We start from the raw sequence: 23,530 nt of genomic DNA, 5'->3' as shown, positions 1-23,530 counted from the left end.
ACCACGGCCGCGGGGATAAAACGAGGGCAGGCAGCCGATGGCGGCCGGTCGCTCGCCGCTGGGCTGTGGGTCCTTTTCACTCGTCGATCCTGACCGTCCGTCCCTCCTCGCTCGAGCGGTAGATCCCGTCGACGAGCCGCTGGACCGTCAACGCTTCCTGAACGCTGTCGGCACACGTGCCCACCGCATCGCCGTCCCCGACTATCCGGCCGAAGAACGCCCGCTGTTCGTCCGAGTGGGTGTCGTTCTGCCGCGTTTCGATCGTCGTGTCCTCGAGGTGGTCGGGGCCGACATTGCTCGCGGAGTGGACGCTGAGATCGCCCTCGAGGAGGTCGAAGCGGGCGGCCGCGTCGGTTCCCCGGGCGACGAACTCGTGGGTGGCCGGCCGGTTGGTCGCCCACGCGACCTCGAGCGAGATGGTCCGGTTGTCCCCACAGCGGATGAACGCGCTGGCGGAGTCGTCGACGTCGAACCCGCCCGGTCCGGCGTCCTCGGCCCACATATCGAGGTAGGCGTACTCCTCGCGGGAGCCGAACACCCCGCGCGAGACGCCGGTCACCTCCTCGACTGCGGGATACTCGAGCAGGTACAGTGCGAGATCGATCGCGTGGACGCCGAGATCGATCAACGCACCGCCGCCGGCGATCTGTCGGCGGGTGAACCACGACCCCCGTCCGGGGATGCCGCGTCGCCGAACGTAGTTCGCCTCGATATGTGAGACGTCGCCGAGATCCCCCCGTTCGATGCGGTTTTTGACGATCCGGACCGTGTTCGCAAAGCGGTTGTTGAACCCGACCATGCCGACCCCGTCCGAGGCCGCCGCGGCCTCGGCGATCCGCTTGGCGCTGTCGATCGAGTGGGCCAGTGGCTTCTCGAGGAGGACGTGTAACCCGCGTTCGAACGCGTCGACGGCGTACTCCTCGTGGTACTTGTTCGGGGTCGTGATGATGACGGCGTCGACGCCGTCGTATAACGCCCGGTGGTCGTCGTAAACGTCGACGTCGTATCGCCGGGCGAACCGTGTCCGGGCCTCAGCAGCGACGTCCATGCCACCGACCAGCGGGACGCCGAGGTCGACGAGTCGCTCTGCGTGGTACTGGCCGATGTTTCCGAGGCCGACGATGCCGGTTTTGATATCAGTTCGGTCAGGTGTCATTGTCTGGGAGGCCGCTGCGAGCGTCTCGTCTCGATCTGATACACCGATAGTCGCTATATCGAATATGGGGGCTCGAAGACCTTCGATCCGTCGCCAAACGACGAGTGGGTGGAGTCGGATCGGCGGGGCCGATCAGGTGTCGGCTTCCGTCGGTGTCGTCCCCGGTTCCCGTCCCGATCGGTCCGTCAACCCGTGGAGCAAGGCGTCACCGGAGGCCGTCTCGAAGAGGTGGATCTTCGAACGGTCCAACACGACGTCGACGTCTTCGCCCGCCTCGATCTCCGTATCGGGGGTAACGCTCATCAGCAACTGATTTGGCGAGGTAGCGGGGTCCTGTTCCATCGACCCGGCCGCGGCCTCGGAGAGCAACAGGTAGACGAAGACCTCGTCGCCCATCGGCTCGAGGACGTCGGTCCGGGCCCCGATCCGATCGGTCGAGTCGGTCAGCGAGTCGGCGTACCGGGTCAAGTGGACGTCCTCCGGTCTGACACCGAGGGTAACGGCGTCGCCGACGCCGACTTCCGACAGCTGCGAGGGATCGAGGTCGACGGTGAAGTTGTTCGTCTCGAGACCGTCCTCGACGAGCGTTCCCTCGACGAAGTTCATCGAGGGTGAGCCGATGAAGCCGGCGACGAAGAGGTTCGTGGGTTCGTTGTAACAGGTAAGCGGTGCGGCGATCTGCTGGAGTCGGCCGTCGTTCAGGACGGCGATCCGGTTGGACATCGTCATCGCCTCCGCCTGATCGTGGGTGACGTAGATGACCGTCGCGTCCAGCTCCCGATGGAGCCGCTGGAGTTCAGTCCGCATGTGGACCCGCAGCTTCGCGTCGAGGTTGGCAAGCGGCTCGTCCATCAGGAACACGTCGGGGTTGCGCACGATTGCGCGGGCGATGCCGACCCGCTGTTGCTGGCCACCGGACATCTCCGAGGGCATCCGATCGAGCATCCCCTCGAGCTGGACGATATCGGCCGCTTCCTCGACGCGACGGCGGACCTCCTCGTCGTCGTATTTCCGGAGCCGGAGCCCGAAGGAGATGTTCTCGTAGACGTCCATGTGGGGGAACAGGGCGATGTTCTGGAAGACCATCGCGACCCCCCGGTCCTTCGGGGCGAGGTCGGTGACCTCGTCGTCGCCGATGTAGACCCGTCCCTCGGTGGGCTGGGTCAGCCCCGCGACCGTCTCCATCGTCGTCGACTTCCCACAGCCCGAGGGGCCGACGAAAGTGACGAACTCGCCGTCCTCGACCTCGAGGCTGATGTCGTCGACCGCCGTTTCCTCACCGTACCGTTTCGTGATGTTCTCGAGTCGTACTCGTGCCATTGTGTTACTCTTTGAGTGCGCCCGCGGTCAGTCCGCTCACGATCTTTTCCTGTGCGATGACCACGAGGATCGCGACGGGGATCACCCCGAGGATGCTCGCGGCGGCCATGAGGTGGTACAGGACCTGGTACTGGCCCTGATAGGCCAGAATGCCGTCGAGGATCGGTGCCCAGTTCTCCGGCTGGCCGTCGGTCATCAGGAACGAGAAGAAGAACTCGTTGTAGGTTGCGATGAACGTCAACACGCCCGCGGTCGCGACGCCGGGGGCCGACAGCGGGATGATGACCCGGAACAGCGCGCCGAGTCGCGTCGTCCCCTCGACCCGGGCCGCGTCCTCTAGCCCGTCGGGGATCTGTCCGTAGAAGGTCGTGAGGATGAAGATCGCCAGCGGCATGAAGATCGCCGACAGTGGCGTCACGAGGGCAAAGGGCGTGTTGTAGAGGGTCCCGTCGCCGGTGATCGGCTCGAGGAAGAAAAAGGAGGTGTTGAACAGGTCGTTCAGCGGGATGAAGAAGGCCGCCGGCGGGAAAAAGGAGATCACCAGCACTAACAGCATCAGCGGCGTTCGGCCGGGGAACTCGAGGCGGCCGAACGCGTAGCCGGCGAGGCTGGCGACGACGAGGACGACGGCCGTCGAGGCAAGCGCGATCACGAAGCTGTTGAACATGTAGACGTGGAAGGGGATGACCTGGAACACTTCGACGAACGCGCCGGGGTTGAAGCCGTTCGGCGTGAAGACGATGTTCTGGAGCTGTCCCTCCGGCGTCAGCGCGACCATGAGCAGCCAGTAGAAGGGAAACAGCGTCGTAAAGAGGAAAAAGACCGCGGCGACGTAGAACATCGCCCGGTAGACCCGGTCCGGGTTCTCGATGGAATCGGCGACCCACTGCTGAAACGGGCCCCGGTCGAGTTCCGCGTCCCGGCCGTCTTTGAGGATCGAGGCGTCGTCGGACCCGCTCGCAGGTGTGCCGCCGTCGGGGCGGCGAAGCGTCGGATCGCGTGGCGGATCGGCTCCCGACTCGTCGATGCCGCTTGGATCGGTGGTGTCTCGTGGATCGGACATCAGTACATCCCTCCTTCGGTGTCGCGAAACAGCAGCAGGTAGATGCCGATGATCAGGCCGATGACCAGCGCCGTCCCGAAGGCCACGGCGGCGGCGGTCGCGTAGATGCGCGTGCCGCCGAACATCGCCTCGACGACGAGGCAGGTCAGCGACGGCACCGTCGTACAGCCGGCCGTCGACTCGATCAGTCCGAACACCCGCATCGCGTCCATCGTTCGGAACAACATTGCGACGAGCAGAGCCGGCATCACCAGCGGGAGCGTGATGAGTTTGAACCGCTGCCATGGCGAGGCCCCGGCCACGCGCGCGACATCGTACAGGCTGCGGTCGACGCTTTGTAGCCCCGCGAGGATCAGCAGGGCCATAAAGGCCGACGACTTCCAGATGTCGGCCACGAGGATGATGATGAAGGCGTCGCGGCTGTTGGCAAGCGGCGTCGCGCTGAAGATTCCCAGGCTCTGCATGAGGTCGGAGCCGAATCCGACCGTCGGCTGAAAGAGGAGAAAGAAGATCATTCCCTGGATGACGATCGGCACCGCCCACGGGAGGATGATCGCCACGCGGACCCACCGTCGTCCCCGGAAGTCCTGATCGAGGACGTAGGCCTGTCCGAACCCGATCACCGTCTCCATGACGACGCTGATGACCGCGAACGCGAGCGTGACGAACAACGCCTGCTGGAAGAACGGGGTCCCGAGTTCGACGAAGGGAAACGACGAGGTCAGTCCCACGTCGAGGAACTGCCGGGCCAGCCGTGCGTTCCCCGTGAGGATGTCGACGTAGTTCTCGATGCCGACGAACCCGCCAAGCGGGTCCAGCCCTCGCGTCTGATCGGCGCGCAGCGACATGACGAACGTCCGGAGCATCGGGTAGAACGCGACCAGCGTCAACAGCGCGAACGCCGGCAATAACAGCAGGTACGCGTACGCCGCCTCGCTCAGTCCCTCCATCCAGTTGACGACGGCATTGCCGGTCCGCTCCCGGTCTTGGCGCCGTCCGGTGTCGCCGATCCCGTCCGTCTCTGTGTCAGTCGCCATCGGTAGCCACCTCCGCCTCGCTCTGCTCGAGTTCCTCGGCGAGATCGTTCATCGCCGCCTCGGGCGATTGCACGCCGCGATAGGCCGCGTTTACCGACTGATAGATCAGCGCGGACTGCTCGGGCCAGAGGTCGGTCGCCGGTCGCGGGATCGCGTTCTCGCTGGCCAACTGGACCACGTCGGCGTAGCGAGCGACAGGGCCGACGTCGTCCGGGTCCGCCTCCGCGACCAGATCGAGGTTCGGGGGGAGATACCCCCCGAGTTCGAACACCGCGAGCATGACCTCCTCGGTGGCGAACGCCTCGAGGACCTGCAGTGCCTCCGCCTGCCGATCCGAGAACGGGCTCACGGCGAGGTTCCAGCCGCCAAGTGCCGCCGTGGTGCCGCCGGTACCTTGGTACTCGGCGTTGGACTCCGAGACCGCGTACGGCCGGGTCATCACGCCCAAATCCTCGCCGAAGGCCTCCTCCGTGCCCGTCTGTGCGATCGCGAACGACCAGTTCCGGTTCGAGACGGCGCTCCCGTCCGCGAACGGACTGAGCGACTGCTGTTCGGTCCACTGGACGACCGCCGACGGGCAGATCTGTGCGAACTGGTCGGCACTGCTTTGCTCGCCCTCGATGAACGATCGCATCATCCGGATCGCGTCGATCACCGGCTCTTCGTCGACCGCAATCGGCCGCTCGCCGGCGGTAAACAGGTTGTCGGTGCCGCCGAAGTAGGCCCCGCCCCAGGAGGTCATCACCTCGTTAAACGTACAACAGGACAGCCCCTCGTACGCGGCCGCCTGCGTCGTGAACCCGTAGTCGAGGCCGGCCCCGTCTCGCGCGTCACGGACCGCCGACGCGAACTCCTCCCAGCGGGGCGGGTCGGTCCCCCAGCCGCTCGTATCGTAGCCGGCGTCCTCGAGCAGGTCCTGGCGGTACAGGGTAAAACCCAGATCAGGGAACAGCGGCAGCGCGTGGAGATCACCGGTCTGGGGGTCCCGCGCCGTCTCGAGGATCGCCTCGAGATAGTCGCTGTTGACCCGCTCGAGGACGTCCTCGGACAGCTCTTCGGTCAGGTTGACCGTCTGGTTTCGGAGGATAAACGGGACCGTCCAGCCGCTGTCCATCATGTGGATGTCCGGCGGGGCTCGACCCGCCTCGAGGGCCGACTGGGCGGTCTGCATCCGTGACGCGGAGTCGCTGACGACGGTCTGGATCTCGATGTTGATGTCCTCGTTCAGTCCCGCATCCCAGAGCGCTTGCTGGACCGACGGCCCGTCGCCGTCGCCCTGGATGATCCCCGCGACGCCCGAATCGGCGGTCATCACGACGGTGTTCGGGCCCGGGCCCCGACTGAGGCAGCCGGCGACCCCCACGGCTCCCGCCGTCGCGGCCGCCGTCCCGGTCAGGAACGACCGCCGTCCGGCGCTGAAGCGGTCGTCCCCGCCGGTGGTATCTCGTCCCATGCGAGGGGACGGACCACGGTCACCACCTTAATTGTTAGCTGTAAATATGATAATAAAAGCTGACTGTCCCGATAACGGTTCCGTTACGCGGACGCGGGCGTACGAGCCACGGTCGAGCCGGTTTCGGGCGGCTCGCAGGGCGGCGTCTAGTCGCCGATTTCGAGGCGACGGTCGGCAGGTGCCGGCCGAGCGTATTCGACCGTGGGCGTCGGATCCAGGGCGATCGACTCCGAACGCGAGCGGACCGGCGCCGGCCGGCCGGCGACCGCTTTCACACCGCTCAGTCGTCGAGCGTCGGCGGCTCGTCCCGGCCGATGTGGATCTCGTGGGCCTCGATGTCCTCGAGCGCGGCGACGCGACCGCCGACCGAGAGTTCCTCGCCGTCGGCCGTCTCGATCGTGAGGCTCGCGACTTCCTCGCTGATCTCGAAGGAGATATCGAGAACCCGACCGCGGACGACCCGCTGGCCGCCGACATCGACGTCCCGACCCTCGATCGTTGCGTAGAACTCCCCGCCCTCGTCGATGAGGTCCTTGACACACCGGCGGATCGAGGCGTACTTGCGGGGGTACGACCGCGCGGTGTCGTCCTCGCCGAGCGTCTCCTCGGCGGTCGTCCAGAGGACGGTTCCGAAAAAGCCCGAGACCAAAAAGCCAAGCGCCGAGCGGTTGAAGATGACGCCGTATCGGTCCTGATCGTCGCGCAGGGCGTCCTGGGTCGCGTAGACGGAGTAGTTGCCGTCGGCGACGGCGAGTACCGGTGTCGTGATCCCGCGTCGCGCGCGGGCGGTCGAGGCGACCTCACCGTAGGCGAACTCGGCGGGGTCGGGCGCTTCGCTGGCCGGTGTCACGATCAGGTCGACGCTGACGCCGGCGTCGACGGCCGCGCGCAAGTCCTCCTCGAACCGGGTCAGCAGGTCCGGCGTCAGCGACAGCGCGAGTTCGAACTCCGCGGCGTCGATGACCTCCTCGAGGTAGCGCAGGATCGTCGATCGGGACTTGACCAGGGAGACGGCCTCGGTGTCGCGGGCCGGCGCGGTGTATCGGGCCTCGAGTTCGTCGACCATCCGCTCGAGGGAGGTCTGGACGTCGTCGAAGGCCTCGCCGGGATCGAGCGCGACGACTTTCATCGGGCGGGACTCGCGCAGTTCGACGAGTCCGCGGTCGCTGAGACTGCGCACGGTATCGTAGACTCGAGGCTGGGGGATCTCCGTCCGGTCGGCGATCTCGCTGGCCGTCAGCTGGCCCTGCTCTAACACGGTGAGATAGGCGTCGATCTCGTACTCGCCGAGGTTGAACCGGTCCCCGACGCGCTCGACGGTCGAGCGAAGCTCGTCTGGTGCCATACCGGCTCCTATGCCCCCAGTGATTAAATGATTTATTATACATCGAGTAGCACGCGTTTTCGAAATCGGGTTATTTGTAAATCGGTCGCACGGAGAGAGGGTCAGAACGCTTAACCACACCGCACCTGAGCGTGTTGGTATGCGCGCGGTCCTCCAGGGGAACGAGAGTACGGCGGCCGAGAACAGCACCACGGCAGCCGAGGAGCTTCAGGCGTTCCTCCCGGATATGGTCCCGCCGCGAGCGATCGAGATCGGCCTCGCGCTCGTCGTTCTCGTCGTCGGCTGGTATCTCTCGAAGCTCGCCGTCCGGATCGCCGGGCGGACGGTCGCCCGCCGCATCGAACGGCCCAGCGTCACCCGGACGGTGCTTCGCGGCGTCAGGCTCGCCGTCTTCCTCTGGGCGGCCGGCATCGCCGCCGGAATCATCGGCGTCGGCAACACCGAGATCCTCCTGTCGGTGACCGTCATCTCGGCCGTGATCGCGATCGTCCTCGCGCCGATCGCGGGCAGCCTGATCAACGGCCTCTACGTGCTGGCGGATCGACCCTACGAGATCGGCGACATGATCGAAGTGACCGACGCCGGCCACCGCGGCTTCGTCGAGGACATCACGATCCGCTACACGAAGATCTTCACCCTGCAGAACACTTTCATCGTCATCCCCAACTCCGAGATTCACGCCCGCGACGTCGTCAACTACTCCGCCGAGGACGAGCGGACCCGCGTTTCCGTCGGCTTCGATATCACCTACGAGAGCGACCTCGAGGCGGCGCGCCGGGCCGCCGAGCGGGCCGCTCGGAACGTCGACGACGTCATCTCCGGCGGCCCCGATATCCGGATCGGCAGCGCCCGCTACGCCGCAGCGCCGTCCTGTTACGTCGACGAGTACGGCAAGCATGGCGTCTCCCTCAAACTGTTGTTCTGGATGAAACACCCCTACAAGCAACTCGTCGTCCGATCGGCGGTCCAGGACGCCATCGGCGAGCGGTTCGCGGATCTCGACGTCGAGTTCGCCTACCCGCATCGCCATCACGTCTTCGACGACACCAGCGGCGTCGCACGCGTCGGCGTCATCGACAGCGAGCGACGGGCCCCGGATGCCCCGGCCGAAGCCGGCGACAGCCCCGCGGACCCGGCCGATCGGTGACGCCTCGGGGGTCGGTTTCGGTCCGGATCCGGCTCCCGGTATCGTGGGGGTGATTTATGCCCTCCCCGATCCAAGTCGACAGTCACTCGACGATGTACGACGACATTCTCGTTCCCACCGACGGGAGCGACACGATTCCCGAGACGCTCGCACACGCACTGCCGATCGCCGCCGACAACGACGCGACGGTTCACGGTCTCTACGTCGTCGACAGTCGCGTCACCGCGGCCGCCGACGACGAGACCAGTACCGACCTCGAGCGCTCGCTCGAGACGGAGGGTGAGGAGGCCGTCGCCGCCGTCGAGGAACGCGCGACGGACGAGGGCCTCGAAACCGTCGCCGAGATCCGACAGGGGACCCCGTCGAAGACGATCCTCGAGTACGCCGAGGAGCAGGGGATCGATCTGATCGTCATCGGAACTCGGGGCAAGAGCCCCCGCGAGAAGGTGACATCGCTGGGCAGCGTCTCCGAGCGGGTCGTCGACAACGCTTCGATCCCGGTGTTCGTCGTTCGGAACGCCGGCGAGGAGTAGCCCGGACGTACAACGGTTCGTATCAGGCCCGCGCGCTCTCGACCGTGATGACCTCGCAGTCGAGGTGTGTCCGCAGATAGCTGTCGATATCCGGGTTGTCCGTAAAGCGCTGGAAGAGTCGCCGGAGTCGGCTGGCCTGTTTGGTCCCGACGACGACGACGTCGGCCTCCTCCGCACCGACCTCGTCGAGGATGCTTTCCTCGACGAGGAACCCCGTCCGGACGACGTACCGGGCGTTCTCGAGTCGCCCGAACGTACTCTCGACCGTGTTTTTCAGGTCGATCCGGCTCACTTTCTTCCCGTTCTGGTAGAGGTCGACGTGGAGGACCGTCAGCGCCGCGTCCCGGTCGCGCGCGACCTCGATCGCCCGCTCGAGCGTTCGCCGCGAGTGTTTCGACAGCGGATACCGAACGGGGACGACGACCAACGACATTAGACAACCGAAGGACACCCGGGCGGGTAAACCTTTCAGTACGGACAGTCTACACTGCGAACCTGTCCCATGGGATGGGGAGCCGTCCCCGTTCGATCCCCGCGAGCCGGTCGGGCGGAGAGACAGTCATTTAGGGTGAGCGCGGCTATGCCCGAACATGCAATCCTGGTCGACCGACGACGGCAACACCGTCTTCGTGTCCGAGACGGACGGCGACAAGGGGTCGAAGGGCCCGTTTCTCGCCGCATACGAGTCGTCCGACTTCGAACGCCGGTACGGCTGGTTCTGTACGAACTGCGAGAGCTTCGACAACGCGATGGACGCGATGGGCCGTATCAAGTGCAATCAGTGTGGGAACTTCCGCAAGCCGACCGAGTGGGACGCCGCCCACGAATAGGATCGTGTGATCCCTCGAGGCCGGATTCGGACGGGGTTCTCCTCGAGATCGCGACATCGCTGCAGAGGCCAATAGACGATTACTCGGCGAACGGCCGGCCGCCTTCGGTACGAACGAACCGAAAGAGCGGGATAGTTCCCGTTCGTTCGGAAGTAACCCCTCGTTCTTGTCACGTACTAACATTTATGGTGGATGCCGACATAGGTGGTATTGAATGGGTCCTGTTAACATGCGGCTCGTCGAGCAGGCCAGGTCGATCTTCGCAGAGCTGGGTTACACCGTCGAAGGCAACGGCCCCGAGTTCCGTGCCGAACGAGCATGGAAGGTCGTTCACGTCAACGCCGTCCTCGAGGCGGACGAACTTCCGACGTCGGCGTCGGGACAGTTCCACTGTTTCGTCGCCGAACCGGACGACGCCGACGACCTCGAGGCACGACTCGAGCGGACGAACCCGAACTACGAGTGGGCCATCATCGTCGTCGACGGAGAGGACTATCAGGTCGAACGAGCGCCACCAGGACCGCGAGTAACAGCGTAGAACAGCCGACGACCGCGGCTGCGGACTATTTTTCGAGCGCGTTACGCGTCGCAGTGACGCCTGCGCCCGGATCGACGGCCGCGCCCATCGACTCGAGGACGTCGCCAAGCGCCGTCACGACGTAGATCACGTTCTCGGGCCGTGCGGAGTGACCCATGCAGCCGATCCGGAAGATGTCGCCGGCGAGATCGCCCAGCCCGCCGGCGATCTCGAGGTCGTACTGCTCGAGCAAGGCGTCACAGACCGCGCCGTCGTCGATGCCCTCGGGAACGCGGACGGCGTTGAGGCTCGGCAGCCAGTACTCGTCGGGGGCGTTCATCTCGAGACCCATCGCCTCGACGCCGGCCTTCAGCGCGCCGGCCAGTCGCTCGTGGCGGGCCCAGCGGTTCTCGATTCCCTCCTCGGCGACCAGCCGCAGGGCCTCCCGGATCGCGTAGACGTTCGTGATCGGTGCGGTGTGGTGATACGCGCGCTCCTCCCCCCAGTAGCCCTCGAGCAGGGAGAGATCGAGATACCACGAGCGAGGATCCTCGTCGCGCGAGAGGACCTTCTCCATGGCCTCGTCCGACAGGGTCAGCGGGCTCGCGCCCGGCGGACAGGAGAGACACTTCTGGGGTCCCGAGTACGCCACGTCGATGCCCCACTCGTCGACTCGCAACTCGACCCCGCCAAGGGAGGTGACGGTGTCGGCGATGACCAGGGCGTCGTGGTCGTGGGCCGCGGCGGTCAGTTCCGGGACGTCCGGCTGGAGGACGCCCGTACTCGTCTCGGCGTGGACGAACCCGAAGACGTCGGGGTCGTGTTCGGCCAGCGCGTCCGCGACGTCGTCGGGCTCGAGCGGTTCGCCCCACGGTGCCGATACCTCGACGACCTCGCCGCCCGCGCGCTCGGCCATCGAGGCCATCCGCCCGCCGAAGTAGCCGTTGGTCGGCACGAGCATGGTGTCGCCGGGCTCGACGACGTTGCCGATCGCGGCCTCCATCGCCGCGGAGCCGGTCCCCGAGACCGGGATCGTCCACTGGTTGTCCGTCCGGAACGTGTAGCGCAACAGCTCCTGGACCTCGTCCATGATCTCGACGAAGGAGGGATCGAGGTGGCCGACCAGCGGCGTACTCATCGCCCGGAGGACCCGCGGGTTCACGTCGCTCGGGCCGGGCCCCATCAGCGTCCGGTCAGGGGGTGTGAGTTCGCCGACGGATGGCGCGCGATCCGCCTCGTTCGACGGTGTCTGAGCCATGGGCGTGTGCTCGCCGGCCACTCGCAAAGACCTACCGGCAGCGGCGAATTACAGGTCCTCGAGCGGCCGAATCGAAGCCGGTCTCGGTATCGTGGTTTCGTTCGCGAACACGGCCGTATCCCGACATCTTCGCCACCGACAATGACCCGTGGTACCGTCCGGCGTGGCTGCGAGCCGTTTAAGCCGACTCACTGCATAGGCGACATATCATGTTCGTCGGTCACGCGCTCCTCGCGTTCGCCGTCGCGGCGCTCGTCGCCGACTGGCGAGGCTGGGCCCCCCAACGAGCGCTTCTCGTCGGGGCTATCGCCGGCGCGTTCGCCGCAATTCCCGATATCGACGTCGCGTACGCGCTCGTGGGCCTGCTCGAGTGGCAGGCCGGCGACGGCGCGCTCGGCGCGTCGACGGCGTTCTGGGACGCCAGCCGCGGCGTCCACCGCTCGGTCACCCACTCGCTGGTCGTCGGCGCGGTCGCCGCACCGGCCTTCGGCCTGCTCGCCGTCCGCGGCTACGCCCCTCGCGTGCGGCTCGTCCGGGCCGTCGGGATCGCCGTCCTCGCGGCGCTCGTCGCCATCGCGCTCGTCTGGGGCGGTCCCATCGCCGCGCTCGTCACGGGGCTGTTCGCCGCCAGCGGCGGCGTCATCGCCCGGCTGATCGCGCGTCGAACGCGGGTGTCGCCGGCGACGGTCGGTCTCGCCGCGCTCTGGGGACTCTGGTCGCATCCGTGGGGCGATCTCGTAACCGGGTCGCCCCCCGACTGGTTTTTCCCCTTCGACGCCGCCGTCCTCGAGTCGCGACTCGTCCTCCATCCCGACCCGACGTTGCACCTGCTCGGTGCGTTCGCCATCGAACTCGCGACGATCTGGCTCGCGGCCGCCGTCCTCTGTCGGCTCACCGATCGCTCGGTCGTCGCCACTGTCAACCGTCGGGCCGCCGCCGGCGTCGCCTACGGTCTCGCCGCGCTCGCGGTGACGCCGCCGACGCTCGAGGTGTCTTACCACTTCGTCTTCTCGATCCTCGGCGTCGGTCTCGTCTGTGGCGTCATCAGGGAGACGCCGACTCCCGCCGCGTTCGCGAGCGTTCGGGGTCTGCCCGAACTCGAGACGCTACTCGAGGCCGGGGTGACTGCGCTGGCGGCCGTCACCGTTGCGCTCGTCGCCTACTCGTCAGTCTATCTGTTTGCTATCGCGCCGTAGCGCTGGGCCGCAGCCTTCGTTTCAGTGTGGGACAAAATATGCTTTTGTGAGAGTAGACGGTACGGACCACTGTGTCGCAGGCTTCACTCGAGGGATTGCTCGCGGACGGGCGATCGAACGCAGCGATCGCGTGGATACTGGTCGCCGCGATCGCGAGCATCGGTATCGGTGCGCTGATTACTGGCGGCGTTCTCTGGATGACGTTCGCGGCGGTTCTCGTGGCTCTCGCGATTATCCCACCCGTCGCTTTTCGATCACCGCTGGTCATGCTCCCCTGGGAGGTCCTCCTGTTGGCGGCGTTGCCGGTCCTCGGTGTCGCGTTCGGTGCCGACCGGCTAATGGGACACGTCACGTCCTACCTCTCGGTCGCGGCCATCGCGCTCGTCCTCACCGTCGAACTGCAGGCGTTTACCACAGTACGGATGACGCCCGGCTTCGCCGTCGTCTTCGTCGTGGTCGCGACGATGGCCGCCGCTGCCCTCTGGGCTCTCCTTCGGTGGAGCGCCGCCGGTGTCCTGGGCGTTCCGTTCACGGCCGACCACGACGACGTGATGTGGGAGTTCGTCTATTCGGCCATCAGCGGCCTCGGGGCCGGTCTCGTCTTCGAACTCTACTTCAGGCGGCTCGGACGTGCCGACCGGACTCGACTCGTCGACGACGTCCCGATCGGTGGAGGTGACGATGACTAGCCTCGCCGACATCGTTCCCTCTCGGAAGCGGCAACGCCAGCTCACCTACCTCATGGAGATCGGGCTGATCGGTATGCTGTTCATCGGCATCGAACGTGGTAACGGCGGCATCGTCATCAACACCGGCGTCGCCCTGCTCGTCACGCAGCTGCCGCCACTGCTCGAGCGCGACTACGAGATTCCGATGGATCCGCGGCTCACGCTGTGGATCACGACCGCCGTCTTCCTGCACGCCTTCGGTACGGTGGGGCTCCCCGGCGCGACCGCCACGCTCTACAGCCAGGTCTGGTGGTGGGACCACATGACCCACGCGCTGTCGGCGTCGCTGGTCGCTGGCGTGGGGTATGCCACCGTTCGCGCGTTCGACGAACACGCCCAGGGAGTCCACCTCCCACAGCGGTTCATTGCGGTGTTTATCCTCCTTTTCGTCATCGCGTTCGGCGTCCTCTGGGAGATCCTCGAGTTCGCGATCGCGTTGGCTGCCGAGGCGCTCGGTACCAGAGCCGTCCTCACCCAGTACGGGCTCGAGGACACGATGCTCGATTTCGTTTTCAACTCCATCGGTGCGCTCATCGTCGCGACGTGGGGCGGTGCGTACCTCTCGAACGTCACCAGCGCGATTCGAGAGCGGTTCGACTCGCGGGCCGGCTGAAGCCGCCGATCCGGCCGCCCGTTTTTCACTCGGTCCGAACCGACGCCGTGTTTTACGTCGGTACGCGCCGTAGATGACGAGGCCATGGTCTTCAAGAAGATCACGCTGATCGGTACTAGCCCCGAGAGTTTCGACGCCGCCGCGGACGACGCCATCGACCGCGCGGAGGCAACGCTGCAGAACGTCCAGTGGATCGAGGTCGACGAACTCGGCGTCGAAGTCGCCAGCGCCGACGACCGCGAGTACCAGGCCGAAGTCACCGTCGCCTTCGAACTCGAGGAGTAAGCCGGGACGGAACGCTCGACGCCTCGTGTCGCTACTCCGTCCTCGAGGCGTTCTCCGACGTGACCGGCAGCTGTCGGCCGTCGGTCATCGGAAAATCCGGTGGAACCTGGGACGCGGTGAACCGCAGTCGCTTACGTCCGGAACGATTCGCCACAGCCGCATTCGCTGACGACGTTCGGGTTGTCGACGTGGAAGCCCTCGGCCTGCAGCCCGTCCTCGTAATCGAGGACGCTGCCCTCGATGTACTTCAGGCTCGCGGGGTCGACGAACACGCGCAGGTCGTGGTGTTCGTAGATCGTATCGTCTTCGTCGGGTTCATCGTCGAACCGCATCCCGTAGGAAAGGCCCGCACAGCCGCCCTGCTGGACGAACAGCCGAAGTCCGGCCTCGGTCACGTCCAGCCCCTCGCCCTCGAGCAGCGAGAGGGCCTGCTCGGCGGCGGCTTCCGTGACTTCGATCTCCGGCTGCGTCTCCGCGGTCCCACCATCCATACTGTCCGTACTCATACCCATCCCTTTCGGCGCGACGATGTTAACTGTGACGCCGTGTCGAGCCGAACGAACTAGCTGATTCTGGTTATATCGGCGCGGATAGTTACGATCGTCGCCACCGAACCGGTTTACGACACCGCCGCCCGATCAGGCGTACAACGAGGTCCAAGAGCCACGCTAACAGCTCGCCCGCCGGAGCGAGCGATACCACGTGCCGAACTGTCGCCTGTCGTTGCGCGAGAGTTCGATGTCGTGTGCTGCGAGCAACTCGAGCATCCGCGCCACGTCGCAGTCGTACCACAGCGAGAGGAGCCGCACGTTTCGCTGTGCGTAGTCGTAGTTACGCTCGAGGACGCGCCCGTCCAGCGGGTCGACATGCGGTTCCATCTCGGTTCCTACTCGGACCTCCAGCCACGTAAAACCAGCTCAGCGTTCCGCACACTGTGACTCGGGGCGGTGTGGCGCTATTTGCCTGTGTCGTCCTCGAGTCGAGTCCGAACGCTCTCGGCGTGGGCCTCGAGCCCCTCGGCGTCGGCCAGCGTGGTGATCGTCTCGCCGAGGTCGGCCAGCCCCTCGCCGGAGAGGCGCTGGACCGTCGTCGACCGGAGGAACGTCTCGACCGAGAGCCCGCCGCTGACCCGTGCCCCACCGTTCGTCGGCAGCACGTGGTTCGTCCCGCTGGCGTAATCGCCGGCCGCCACGGGCGTGTTCGGCCCGAGGAAGACGCTGCCCGCGCTATCGATACGCTCGAGGAGTGACTCGTCGTCGGCGGCGATGATCGAGAGGTGTTCGGGCGCGTACTCCTCGGTGAAGAGGATCGCCTCGCTCATCGATCGGGCGTGTAACACGCCACTGGCGTCGTTTTCGAGTGCCGCCCGGATCACGTCTTCGCGCTCGCGCTCGCCCACGCGCTCGTCGACGGCGGCGGCGACGGCCTCGGCGGTCGTTGCGTCGTCGGTGACTGCCACGACCGAGGCGTTCGGGTCGTGTTCGGCCTGTGCGAGCAGTTCCGCGGCGACGAGGTCCGGGTCGGCCGTCTCGTCGGCGACCACGACGACTTCGCTCGGCCCCGCGAGGAAGTCGATCTCGACGTCGCCCCGAACTTCGGCCTTGGCCGCCGTCACCCACTTGTTGCCCGGCCCGACGATCTTCTGGACGCTCGTGATCGACTCGGTGCCGTAGGCCAGTCCCGCGACCGCCTGTGCGCCGCCGACGCTGTAGACCGCGTCCGCGCCCGCGGCGTGGATCGCCGCCAGCGTCACCGGATTCAGCTCGTCGGCCGGCGGCGTCACGACCGAAACGTGATCGACGCCAGCCACGACCGCCGGCACGACCCCCATGATCGCGCTCGAGGGGTAGGCCGCCGACCCGCCGGGAACGTAGACGCCGACCCGCTCGAGCGGCCGGAAACGCCGTCCCAGCTCCCGCCCGGTGTCGAACTCGCGTCGCCAGTCCTCGGGCAGCTGTGCCTCGTGGAACTCGCGGACGTTCGTGGCTGCCGTCTCGATCGCCGATCGAACCCCATCGTCGATCTCGTCGTAGGCCCGTTCGCAGTCGTCGGTGATCTCGAGGTTCCCGACTTCGACGCCGTCGAACTCGCTGGTGAACTCGCGGACGGCGACGTCGCCCTCGGTACGGACCCGGTCGACGATGTCTCGGACAGTTTCTCTGACTCCCTCGATACCGGCGTCGCGCTCGAAGAAGGCCACGCGATCGTCCGGCCCGAGGTCGGCGATGGCCTGCACGTCGATTGTCATGGCGTTGGGTTCGTGGGGCGGGCGAAAAACGGTTTCCTTCCGGACAGCCGCTCGCCGGTCGTCGCTCCTCCGGCGAACCGCATCGACGACTCGTACGACGATTTCCGGCCGCCCATCGGTCCACGGACCCGTGGTCGTCTCACGCGTCGGGGTTTTCGATCTTCCAGATGCCGACGTAATCCAGGGTCGCCCGTACGAAGAGGTAGACGAGGAGAACGAAGCCGACGACCGCGATCGGTGCCTGCAGCAGTTCGGCCGTCTCCACACTGAGGACGATCCGACTGATCCCCCGGACGAAGAAGCTCAGGACCACGAGGCCCAGCGCAATGACCGCGAGTTTGACGAATCCCGATCGATCCATGTGTCACCGTACGACCACGGGTGCTAAGTTATGTCGGTATTCGCACGCTCGCACGGGCGCGAGACCAAGGGTCGCTATATCCCCACGACGCCCCCGGTAATCTCATCTTTCTCGACCCATGGGGTCACCGCTCGAGTCGGAGCCGTCGGCCGGCCCGGTTCTCACCGTCCCGGGATTCCGGACGTGCAGGGGCCGTATAACTATTCGCCGCCCGTGCTACCGTACGGCCAATGTGGCCGTGGGAACACGCGATAATCGGTTATCTCTCGTATTCGCTGGTCTGTCACCTCGTCTTCCGGACCTCCCCCAGTGGACCCGACGCCTTCGCCGTCGTCTTCGCGTCGGTCCTGCCGGACCTGATCGACAAACCGCTCGCGTGGGAGTTCGGCGTCTTCGAGGCCGGCTATGCGATCGGTCACTCGCTGTTCTTCGCCGTCCCCCTCTCGATCCTCGTGGGAACGATCGCCCGCCGTGTCGGCCGCCCCCGGATCGCGCTCGCGTTCCCGATCGGCTACCTCCTGCATCTCCCGGGAGACATCCTGTATTCCTACGCCAGTGAGGGGGTCGTCTACGTCGAAATCGTCCTCTGGCCGATCGCAGTCGTTCCTGGGGACTCCGCTCGGCGGCGGTTCTTCGAGGCGTTCGAGCTGCTGTTCGGGCGGTACGTACAGACGTTACTCGCCGGTGACGTGTCGACGTACGTCTGGATCCAGTTCGGTCTCGCCGGGCTCGCGTTTCTCGTATGGCTCTACGACGGACTGCCCGTTCTCCGTGATTTCTGCATCGGCTGCAGACGGATCGCTCGCACGCTGGTCGGATCGAACCGGTCGACGCGCGAGTGATGTACCCATCGACGATCGATACCGCCGTCGATGACAGCCGCCGACTCGGCCGGTAGCGGGATCGACCGTCCGTCGTTCACATCCGAATCCGACCGCCCGCGTGACTGTCCAACGTAGCCCATCGTCTCCTCGAGACGACGGCCTTATATGTTCACCCGGCTTCGACAGTAATGCGAACAACGCGGCGCTCGCCGCCGCGTCTTCCGGCCGCATTCCGGCACGGAAGGAGTATACGTATCCGTCCCTCGTCGAGCGGACGATCCGCTCGCTCTCGAGGACATTCGGATTCCCGTGGCCGACGTCGAGCAGTCGGCGTCAGAGGACGATGGCCTTATATACTTCAGGCCCGTCCCGAATTACACGCGGAAGTCCCCGCCGGATGCGGTTTCCGGCGTGGCCGTGGTCCGATGCCCTTATATGTACGAGGGCGTTGGGATACGAACGCGAAAGACGATGTGATCGACGGGCCGTTCAACTCGGTCCGTCATCTCGGACGGTTCGAACCCGAAGGGGTTATATATCCCAGACGGTGTACGAATACGTCCGAAGGAAATGAGGATTCCACCCCTGCGGTCCGCCGTACAGATGGGATCTGATGTTAGCCTTGGTAGTTCGGTGACGCTCGATCGGTCAGACGACCGGCGTCAGCGAACGTGGACCCATGTGTGAGTGTGTACTAACATTCACCGCCAAACAGACCCTCCCCAACTGGGGAGATCATATAGCATTCCGGTTGATCCTGCCGGAGGTCATTGCTATTGGAGTCCGATTTAGCCATGCTAGTTGCACGAGTTTAGACTCGTAGCAGATAGCTCAGTAACACGTGGCCAAACTACCCTATGGATCCGAATAACCTCGGGAAACTGAGGCTAATTCGGAATACGATTCACCACCTGGAGTGGTGTGAATCCGAAACGCTCCGGCGCCATAGGATGTGGCTGCGGCCGATTAGGTAGACGGTGGGGTAACGGCCCACCGTGCCCATAATCGGTACGGGTTGTGAGAGCAAGAGCCCGGAGACGGTATCTGAGACAAGATACCGGGCCCTACGGGGCGCAGCAGGCGCGAAACCTTTACACTGCACGAAAGTGCGATAAGGGGACTCCAAGTGCGAGGGCATATAGTCCTCGCTTTTTGCGACCGTAAGGTGGTCGCGGAATAAGTGCTGGGCAAGACCGGTGCCAGCCGCCGCGGTAATACCGGCAGCACGAGTGATGACCGCTATTATTGGGCCTAAAGCGTCCGTAGCTGGCCATGCAAGTCCATCGGGAAATCCGCGCGCTTAACGCGCGGGCGTCCGGTGGAAACTGCATGGCTTGGGACCGGAAGACCAGAGGGGTACGTCCGGGGTAGGAGTGAAATCCCGTAATCCTGGACGGACCACCGGTGGCGAAAGCGCCTCTGGAAGACGGATCCGACGGTGAGGGACGAAAGCTCGGGTCACGAACCGGATTAGATACCCGGGTAGTCCGAGCTGTAAACGATGTCTGCTAGGTGTGGCACAGGCTACGAGCCTGTGCTGTGCCGCAGGGAAGCCGTGAAGCAGACCGCCTGGGAAGTACGTCCGCAAGGATGAAACTTAAAGGAATTGGCGGGGGAGCACTACAACCGGAGGAGCCTGCGGTTTAATTGGACTCAACGCCGGACATCTCACCAGCATCGACAATGTGCAGTGAAAGTCAGGTTGATGACCTTACTGGAGCCATTGAGAGGAGGTGCATGGCCGCCGTCAGCTCGTACCGTGAGGCGTCCTGTTAAGTCAGGCAACGAGCGAGACCCGCACTCCTAATTGCCAGCAACACCTAGCGGTGGTTGGGTACATTAGGAGGACTGCCAGTGCCAAACTGGAGGAAGGAACGGGCAACGGTAGGTCAGTATGCCCCGAATGTGCTGGGCGACACGCGGGCTACAATGGCCGAGACAGTGGGATGCAACCCCGAGAGGGGGCGCTAATCTCCGAAACTCGGTCGTAGTTCGGATTGAGGGCTGAAACTCGCCCTCATGAAGCTGGATTCGGTAGTAATCGCGCCTCAGAAGGGCGCGGTGAATACGTCCCTGCTCCTTGCACACACCGCCCGTCAAAGCACCCGAGTGGGGTCCGGATGAGGCCGACGCAACGTCGGTCGAATCTGGGCTCCGCAAGGGGGCTTAAGTCGTAACAAGGTAGCCGTAGGGGAATCTGCGGCTGGATCACCTCCACAGACCGGGACCGGGGCGCTGCCCCGGCCCACCTTAACTCGTGGCGCTTTGCGCCACGTGGTTTCACGTTCGATCGAGCCACGTCGTGGCCGATCGGGCACCTTTGAACTACCAAGGCTAACGTTTCACGCTCTGTCCGCCCTCGTGGCGGACGTGGGCCCATAGCTCAGTGGTAGAGTGCCTCCTTTGCAAGGAGGATGCCCAGGGTTCGAATCCCTGTGGGTCCATGTCTCGGAGGAAATCTCGGATCGTGCCCCTTAAGTGGGAGACGACCCGAGGATTGAATCCGAACGAACCGATGCACCACCCCGCGCAAGTGCGGGTGGGAAGGGTTAATGCAGGCCGGCCGTCTACCGGCGTGCAGATGAGACCGTGTGTACGTGTAGTCCAGGCGTCCACTGGACCCGTTCCCGGGTCACGATGTTGCGACTCTGTCGCAACGCCGATCCGATGAACGTGGCTACTGTGCCAGCTGGTGGATCGCTCGGCTTGAGAGCTGAAGAAGGACGTGCCAAGCTGCGATAAGCCCAAGGGAGCCGCACGGAGGCGAAGAACTTGGGATCTCCGAATGGGAATCCCCACCGCAATTGCTTCGCGCAATGGGGAACGTCGAGAATTGAAACATCTTAGTATCGACAGGAAAAGAAAGCAAACGCGATGTCGTTAGTAATGGCGAATAAACGCGACACAGTCCAAACCGAAGCCCTCACGGGCAATGTGGTGTTCGGACTGACGATCACTTCCCGAACGGCGACGCGAAGTCTCTTGGAATAGAGTACGAGACAGGGTGACAGTCCCGTACCGTCGACAAGTAAGGAACGAGTCAGCTCCAGAGTATCGGGGGTTGGATATCCCTCGTGAATATCGCGGGCATCGACCGCGAAGACTAAACACTCCTCAAGACCGATAGCGAACAAGTAGCGTGAGCGAACGCTGAAAAGCACCCCACGAAGGGAGGTGCAATAGGGCGTGAAATCAGTTGGCGATGGAGCGACAGGGCACACAAGGTCCCGGACAAAATGAATCAGGTGCGAACCTGTAGTAAGAAGTTTGGGAAGCCGGTGTTCTGTCGTACGTTTTGAAAAACGAACCAGGGAGTGTGCCTGTTTGACGAGTCTAACTCGATCATCGAGGAAGGCGAAGGGAAACCGACATGGCCGCAGTGCTTTGCACGAGGGCCGCCGTGTTCAAGCGCGGGGAGTCAAACGGACACGACCCGAAACCGGACGATCTAGGCGTGGGCAAGGCGAAGCGTGCCGAAAGGCACGTGGAGGCCTGTTAGAGTTGGTGTCCTACAATACCCTCTCGTGACCTACGTCTAGGGGTGAAAGGCCCATCGAGTCCGGAAACAGCTGGTTCCAACCGAAACATGTCGAAGCATGACCTCTGCCGAGATAGTTCATGGGGTAGAGCGACGGATTGGGGGACCGCACTCCGAGAGGAGTGTGCCCCCCTGTCCAACTCCGAACCTATGAACGTCGTTTGACGCAGGGAGTCCGGTGCACGGGGTAAGCCTGTGTACCGTGAGGGAGACAACCCAGAGCTGGGTTAAGGTCCCCAAGTGTAGACTAAGTGCGATCGAAGGTGGTCTCAAGCCCTAGACAGCCGGGAGGTGAGCTTAGAAGCAGCTACCCTCTAAGAAAAGCGTAACAGCTTACCGGCCGAGGTTTGAGGCGCCCAAAATGATCGGGGCTCAAGTCTACCACCGAGACCTAGCAGCACCACTCAGACTGGTGATCTCGTAGGTTGGCGTTCTGTTCGGGTGGAAGCACGGTCGAGAGATCGTGTGGACCGTTCAGTAACGAAAATCCTGGTCATAGTAGCAGCGTTAGTCGGGTTAGAACCCCGACGGCCGAACGAGTAAGGGTTCCTCAGCAATGCTGATCAGCTGAGGGTTAGCCGGTCCTAAGTCAGCCCGTAAGTCGAAGCTGACAACAGGGAAATAGGTTAATATTCCTATGCCAGTGTGTACTCAAAGCCAACGCTTTGGGGCCGCCTCTGCCGGGCTTTCGCCCGGTCGAACAGTCGAAGTTCGTGGAAGCCGTAATGGCACGAAGCGACCGAATGGCTGGATAGCGTAAGAGAGGTCAACCTAGAGCCCGTGAAAAGGCAAACACACTGTCCGTACCGAGATCCGACACAGGTACTCGTGGCGGCGAAAGCCAAGGTCTGTCGGGAGCAACCGACGTTAGGGAATTCGGCAAGTTAGTCCCGTACGTTCGCAATAAGGGATGCCTGCCCTGCAATGGGGCAGGTCGCAGTGACTCGGGCGCTCCGACTGTCTAGTAACAACATAGGTGACCGCAAATCCGCAAGGACTCGTACGGTCACTGAATCCTGCCCAGTGCAGGTATCTGAACACCCCGTACAAGGGGACGAAGGACCTGTTAACGGCGGGGGTAACTATGACCCTCTTAAGGTAGCGTAGTACCTTGCCGCTTCAGTAGCGGCTTGCATGAATGGATCAACGAGAGCGCCACTGTCCCAACGTTGGGCCCGGTGAACTGTACGTTCCAGTGCGGAGTCTGGAGACCCCCAAGGGGAAGCGAAGACCCTATAGAGCTTTACTGCAGGCTGTCACTGAGACGTGGTCGCCATTGTGCAGCATAGGTAGGAGGCATTACACAGGTACCCGCGCTAGCGGGCCACCGAGCCAGCATTGAAATACTACCCGATGGTGACTGCGACTCTCACTCCTGGCGGAGGACACTGGTAGCCGGGCAGTTTGACTGGGGCGGTACGCGCCTGAAAAGATATCGGGCGCGCCCCAAGATTTCCTCATCCGCGTCGGAGACGCGGAAAAGAGCGCAAGAGCAAACGGAAGTCTGACAGTGTCCGGCACAACGACGGACGCTGACGCGAAAGCGTGGTCTAGCGAACCAATTAGGCTGCTTGATGCGGCCAATTGCTGACAGAAAAGCTACCTTAGGGATAACAGAGTCGTCACCCGCAAGAGCACATATCGACCGGGTGGCTTGCTACCTCGATGTCGGTTCCCTCCATCCTGCCCGTGCAGAAGCGGGCAAGGGTGAGGTTGTTCGCCTATTAAAGGAGGTCGTGAGCTGGGTTTAGACCGTCGTGAGACAGGTCGGCTGCTATCTATTGGGGGTGTTACGGTATCTGACGGGAACGTTCGTATAGTACGAGAGGAACTACGAATGGGTGCCACTCGTGTACCAGCTGTCCGAAAGGGCACGTGCTGGGCAGCGACGCACCACGGGGTAAGAGCTGAACGCATCTAAGCTCGAAACCCACCTGAAAAAGAGATACCACCGAGGCCACTCGTAGAAGACGAGATCGATAGACTCGGGGTGTACGCACCAAGGCAACGAGGTGTTGAGCCCGCGAGAACTAATCGGCCAAGCCACACACTCATACACTACATCGCATTGGATCCGT

The 23,530-nt window shown here is 64.1% G+C and carries 21 protein-coding genes, 1 tRNA gene and 2 rRNA genes; 12 read left to right on the top strand and 12 right to left on the bottom strand.

What is annotated here, in order from left to right; all coding sequences use genetic code 11:
• Positions 1-76 precede the first annotated feature (76 nt).
• From NP511_RS20445 to trmB, 6 genes are all read right to left on the bottom strand, one after another.
• The gene (locus NP511_RS20445) at positions 77-1,156 is read right to left on the bottom strand and encodes a Gfo/Idh/MocA family protein (protein WP_049964159.1); all 1,080 of its coding nucleotides are present in this window, start codon (positions 1,154-1,156) and stop codon (positions 77-79) included.
• 132 nt (positions 1,157-1,288) lie between these two features.
• Positions 1,289-2,476 (bottom strand): ABC transporter ATP-binding protein, encoded by a 1,188-nt coding sequence (locus tag NP511_RS20440; protein WP_049964158.1) that lies wholly within the window; start codon positions 2,474-2,476, stop codon positions 1,289-1,291.
• A 4-nt stretch (positions 2,477-2,480) separates the two neighbouring features.
• The gene (locus tag NP511_RS20435; protein ID WP_006648677.1) at positions 2,481-3,539 is read right to left on the bottom strand and encodes a carbohydrate ABC transporter permease; all 1,059 of its coding nucleotides are present in this window, start codon (positions 3,537-3,539) and stop codon (positions 2,481-2,483) included.
• Complete coding sequence (locus NP511_RS20430) at positions 3,539-4,576, bottom strand: carbohydrate ABC transporter permease (protein WP_049964157.1); 1,038 nt, start codon at positions 4,574-4,576, stop codon at positions 3,539-3,541. Before NP511_RS20430 ends, NP511_RS20435 begins: the two co-directional genes overlap by 1 nt.
• Complete coding sequence (locus tag NP511_RS20425) at positions 4,566-6,029, bottom strand: extracellular solute-binding protein (RefSeq protein WP_049964156.1); 1,464 nt, start codon at positions 6,027-6,029, stop codon at positions 4,566-4,568. Before NP511_RS20425 ends, NP511_RS20430 begins: the two co-directional genes overlap by 11 nt.
• Before the next feature lie 280 nt (positions 6,030-6,309).
• The gene (gene trmB, locus NP511_RS20420) at positions 6,310-7,374 is read right to left on the bottom strand and encodes an HTH-type sugar sensing transcriptional regulator TrmB (protein ID WP_006648674.1); all 1,065 of its coding nucleotides are present in this window, start codon (positions 7,372-7,374) and stop codon (positions 6,310-6,312) included.
• 139 nt (positions 7,375-7,513) lie between these two features.
• On the opposite strand from trmB, the gene NP511_RS20415 reads away from it, so the two are divergent.
• Both NP511_RS20415 and NP511_RS20410 read left to right on the top strand, forming a co-directional pair.
• On the top strand, positions 7,514-8,521 hold the full coding sequence (locus NP511_RS20415) for a mechanosensitive ion channel family protein (protein WP_049964155.1): 1,008 nt from the start codon (positions 7,514-7,516) through the stop codon (positions 8,519-8,521).
• 92 nt (positions 8,522-8,613) lie between these two features.
• On the top strand, positions 8,614-9,054 hold the full coding sequence (locus tag NP511_RS20410; RefSeq protein ID WP_049964549.1) for a universal stress protein: 441 nt from the start codon (positions 8,614-8,616) through the stop codon (positions 9,052-9,054).
• 22 nt (positions 9,055-9,076) lie between these two features.
• Here NP511_RS20410 and NP511_RS20405 read toward each other — a convergent pair whose 3' ends face one another.
• Positions 9,077-9,487, bottom strand: a complete 411-nt coding sequence (locus NP511_RS20405; protein ID WP_006180920.1) for a universal stress protein — start codon at positions 9,485-9,487, stop codon at positions 9,077-9,079.
• Between the two features lie 157 nt (positions 9,488-9,644).
• Between NP511_RS20405 and NP511_RS20400 the strand changes: the two genes are divergently transcribed.
• Positions 9,645-9,884 (top strand): DUF5816 domain-containing protein, encoded by a 240-nt coding sequence (locus NP511_RS20400; RefSeq protein ID WP_006180921.1) that lies wholly within the window; start codon positions 9,645-9,647, stop codon positions 9,882-9,884.
• A gap of 229 nt (positions 9,885-10,113) precedes the next feature.
• Entirely contained in the window at positions 10,114-10,422 is a 309-nt protein-coding gene (locus NP511_RS20395) for a DUF7116 family protein (RefSeq protein WP_006180922.1), read from the top strand.
• Positions 10,423-10,447: 25 nt separating this feature from the next.
• Here NP511_RS20395 and NP511_RS20390 read toward each other — a convergent pair whose 3' ends face one another.
• The gene (locus NP511_RS20390; RefSeq protein ID WP_049964154.1) at positions 10,448-11,659 is read right to left on the bottom strand and encodes a pyridoxal-phosphate-dependent aminotransferase family protein; all 1,212 of its coding nucleotides are present in this window, start codon (positions 11,657-11,659) and stop codon (positions 10,448-10,450) included.
• Positions 11,660-11,868: 209 nt separating this feature from the next.
• Between NP511_RS20390 and NP511_RS20385 the strand changes: the two genes are divergently transcribed.
• From NP511_RS20385 to NP511_RS20370, 4 genes are all read left to right on the top strand, one after another.
• A complete protein-coding gene (locus tag NP511_RS20385) occupies positions 11,869-12,855 on the top strand; it encodes a metal-dependent hydrolase (protein ID WP_049964153.1) in 987 nt (328 codons plus the stop codon).
• 71 nt (positions 12,856-12,926) lie between these two features.
• On the top strand, positions 12,927-13,544 hold the full coding sequence (locus NP511_RS20380) for a hypothetical protein (protein WP_006648669.1): 618 nt from the start codon (positions 12,927-12,929) through the stop codon (positions 13,542-13,544).
• A complete protein-coding gene (locus NP511_RS20375; RefSeq protein ID WP_006648668.1) occupies positions 13,537-14,196 on the top strand; it encodes a DUF2238 domain-containing protein in 660 nt (219 codons plus the stop codon). The genes NP511_RS20380 and NP511_RS20375 overlap by 8 nt, the downstream gene beginning before the upstream one ends.
• Before the next feature lie 84 nt (positions 14,197-14,280).
• Positions 14,281-14,481: a dodecin gene (locus NP511_RS20370; protein WP_006180927.1), complete on the top strand. Its 201-nt coding sequence runs from the start codon at positions 14,281-14,283 to the stop codon at positions 14,479-14,481.
• Positions 14,482-14,612: 131 nt separating this feature from the next.
• Here NP511_RS20370 and NP511_RS20365 read toward each other — a convergent pair whose 3' ends face one another.
• The 4 genes from NP511_RS20365 to NP511_RS20350 all read right to left on the bottom strand — a co-directional run bounded on the left by NP511_RS20365 (position 14,613) and on the right by NP511_RS20350 (position 17,090).
• A complete protein-coding gene (locus tag NP511_RS20365) occupies positions 14,613-14,987 on the bottom strand; it encodes a HesB/IscA family protein (RefSeq protein ID WP_006648667.1) in 375 nt (124 codons plus the stop codon).
• A 162-nt stretch (positions 14,988-15,149) separates the two neighbouring features.
• Entirely contained in the window at positions 15,150-15,359 is a 210-nt protein-coding gene (locus NP511_RS20360; protein ID WP_006180929.1) for a hypothetical protein, read from the bottom strand.
• A 77-nt stretch (positions 15,360-15,436) separates the two neighbouring features.
• Complete coding sequence (gene hisD, locus NP511_RS20355; RefSeq protein WP_049964152.1) at positions 15,437-16,729, bottom strand: histidinol dehydrogenase; 1,293 nt, start codon at positions 16,727-16,729, stop codon at positions 15,437-15,439.
• Between the two features lie 139 nt (positions 16,730-16,868).
• On the bottom strand, positions 16,869-17,090 hold the full coding sequence (locus tag NP511_RS20350; protein WP_006648665.1) for a hypothetical protein: 222 nt from the start codon (positions 17,088-17,090) through the stop codon (positions 16,869-16,871).
• A gap of 230 nt (positions 17,091-17,320) precedes the next feature.
• Between NP511_RS20350 and NP511_RS20345 the strand changes: the two genes are divergently transcribed.
• The 4 genes from NP511_RS20345 to NP511_RS20330 all read left to right on the top strand — a co-directional run bounded on the left by NP511_RS20345 (position 17,321) and on the right by NP511_RS20330 (position 23,504).
• The gene (locus tag NP511_RS20345) at positions 17,321-17,932 is read left to right on the top strand and encodes a metal-dependent hydrolase (RefSeq protein ID WP_049964151.1); all 612 of its coding nucleotides are present in this window, start codon (positions 17,321-17,323) and stop codon (positions 17,930-17,932) included.
• Positions 17,933-18,658: 726 nt separating this feature from the next.
• Positions 18,659-20,131: ribosomal RNA gene (locus tag NP511_RS20340) — 16S ribosomal RNA — on the top strand.
• A gap of 155 nt (positions 20,132-20,286) precedes the next feature.
• Positions 20,287-20,358, top strand: a tRNA-Ala gene (locus tag NP511_RS20335).
• Positions 20,359-20,582: 224 nt separating this feature from the next.
• Positions 20,583-23,504: ribosomal RNA gene (locus NP511_RS20330) — 23S ribosomal RNA — on the top strand.
• Together the 16S and 23S rRNA genes with 1 tRNA gene alongside form the textbook arrangement of a ribosomal RNA operon.
• Positions 23,505-23,530: the final 26 nt, after the last annotated feature.

This window comes from Natrinema thermotolerans (assembly GCF_031165565.1).
Lineage (GTDB): Archaea > Halobacteriota > Halobacteria > Halobacteriales > Natrialbaceae > Natrinema > Natrinema thermotolerans.
This window is presented reverse-complemented; position numbering and strand designations above follow the sequence as displayed.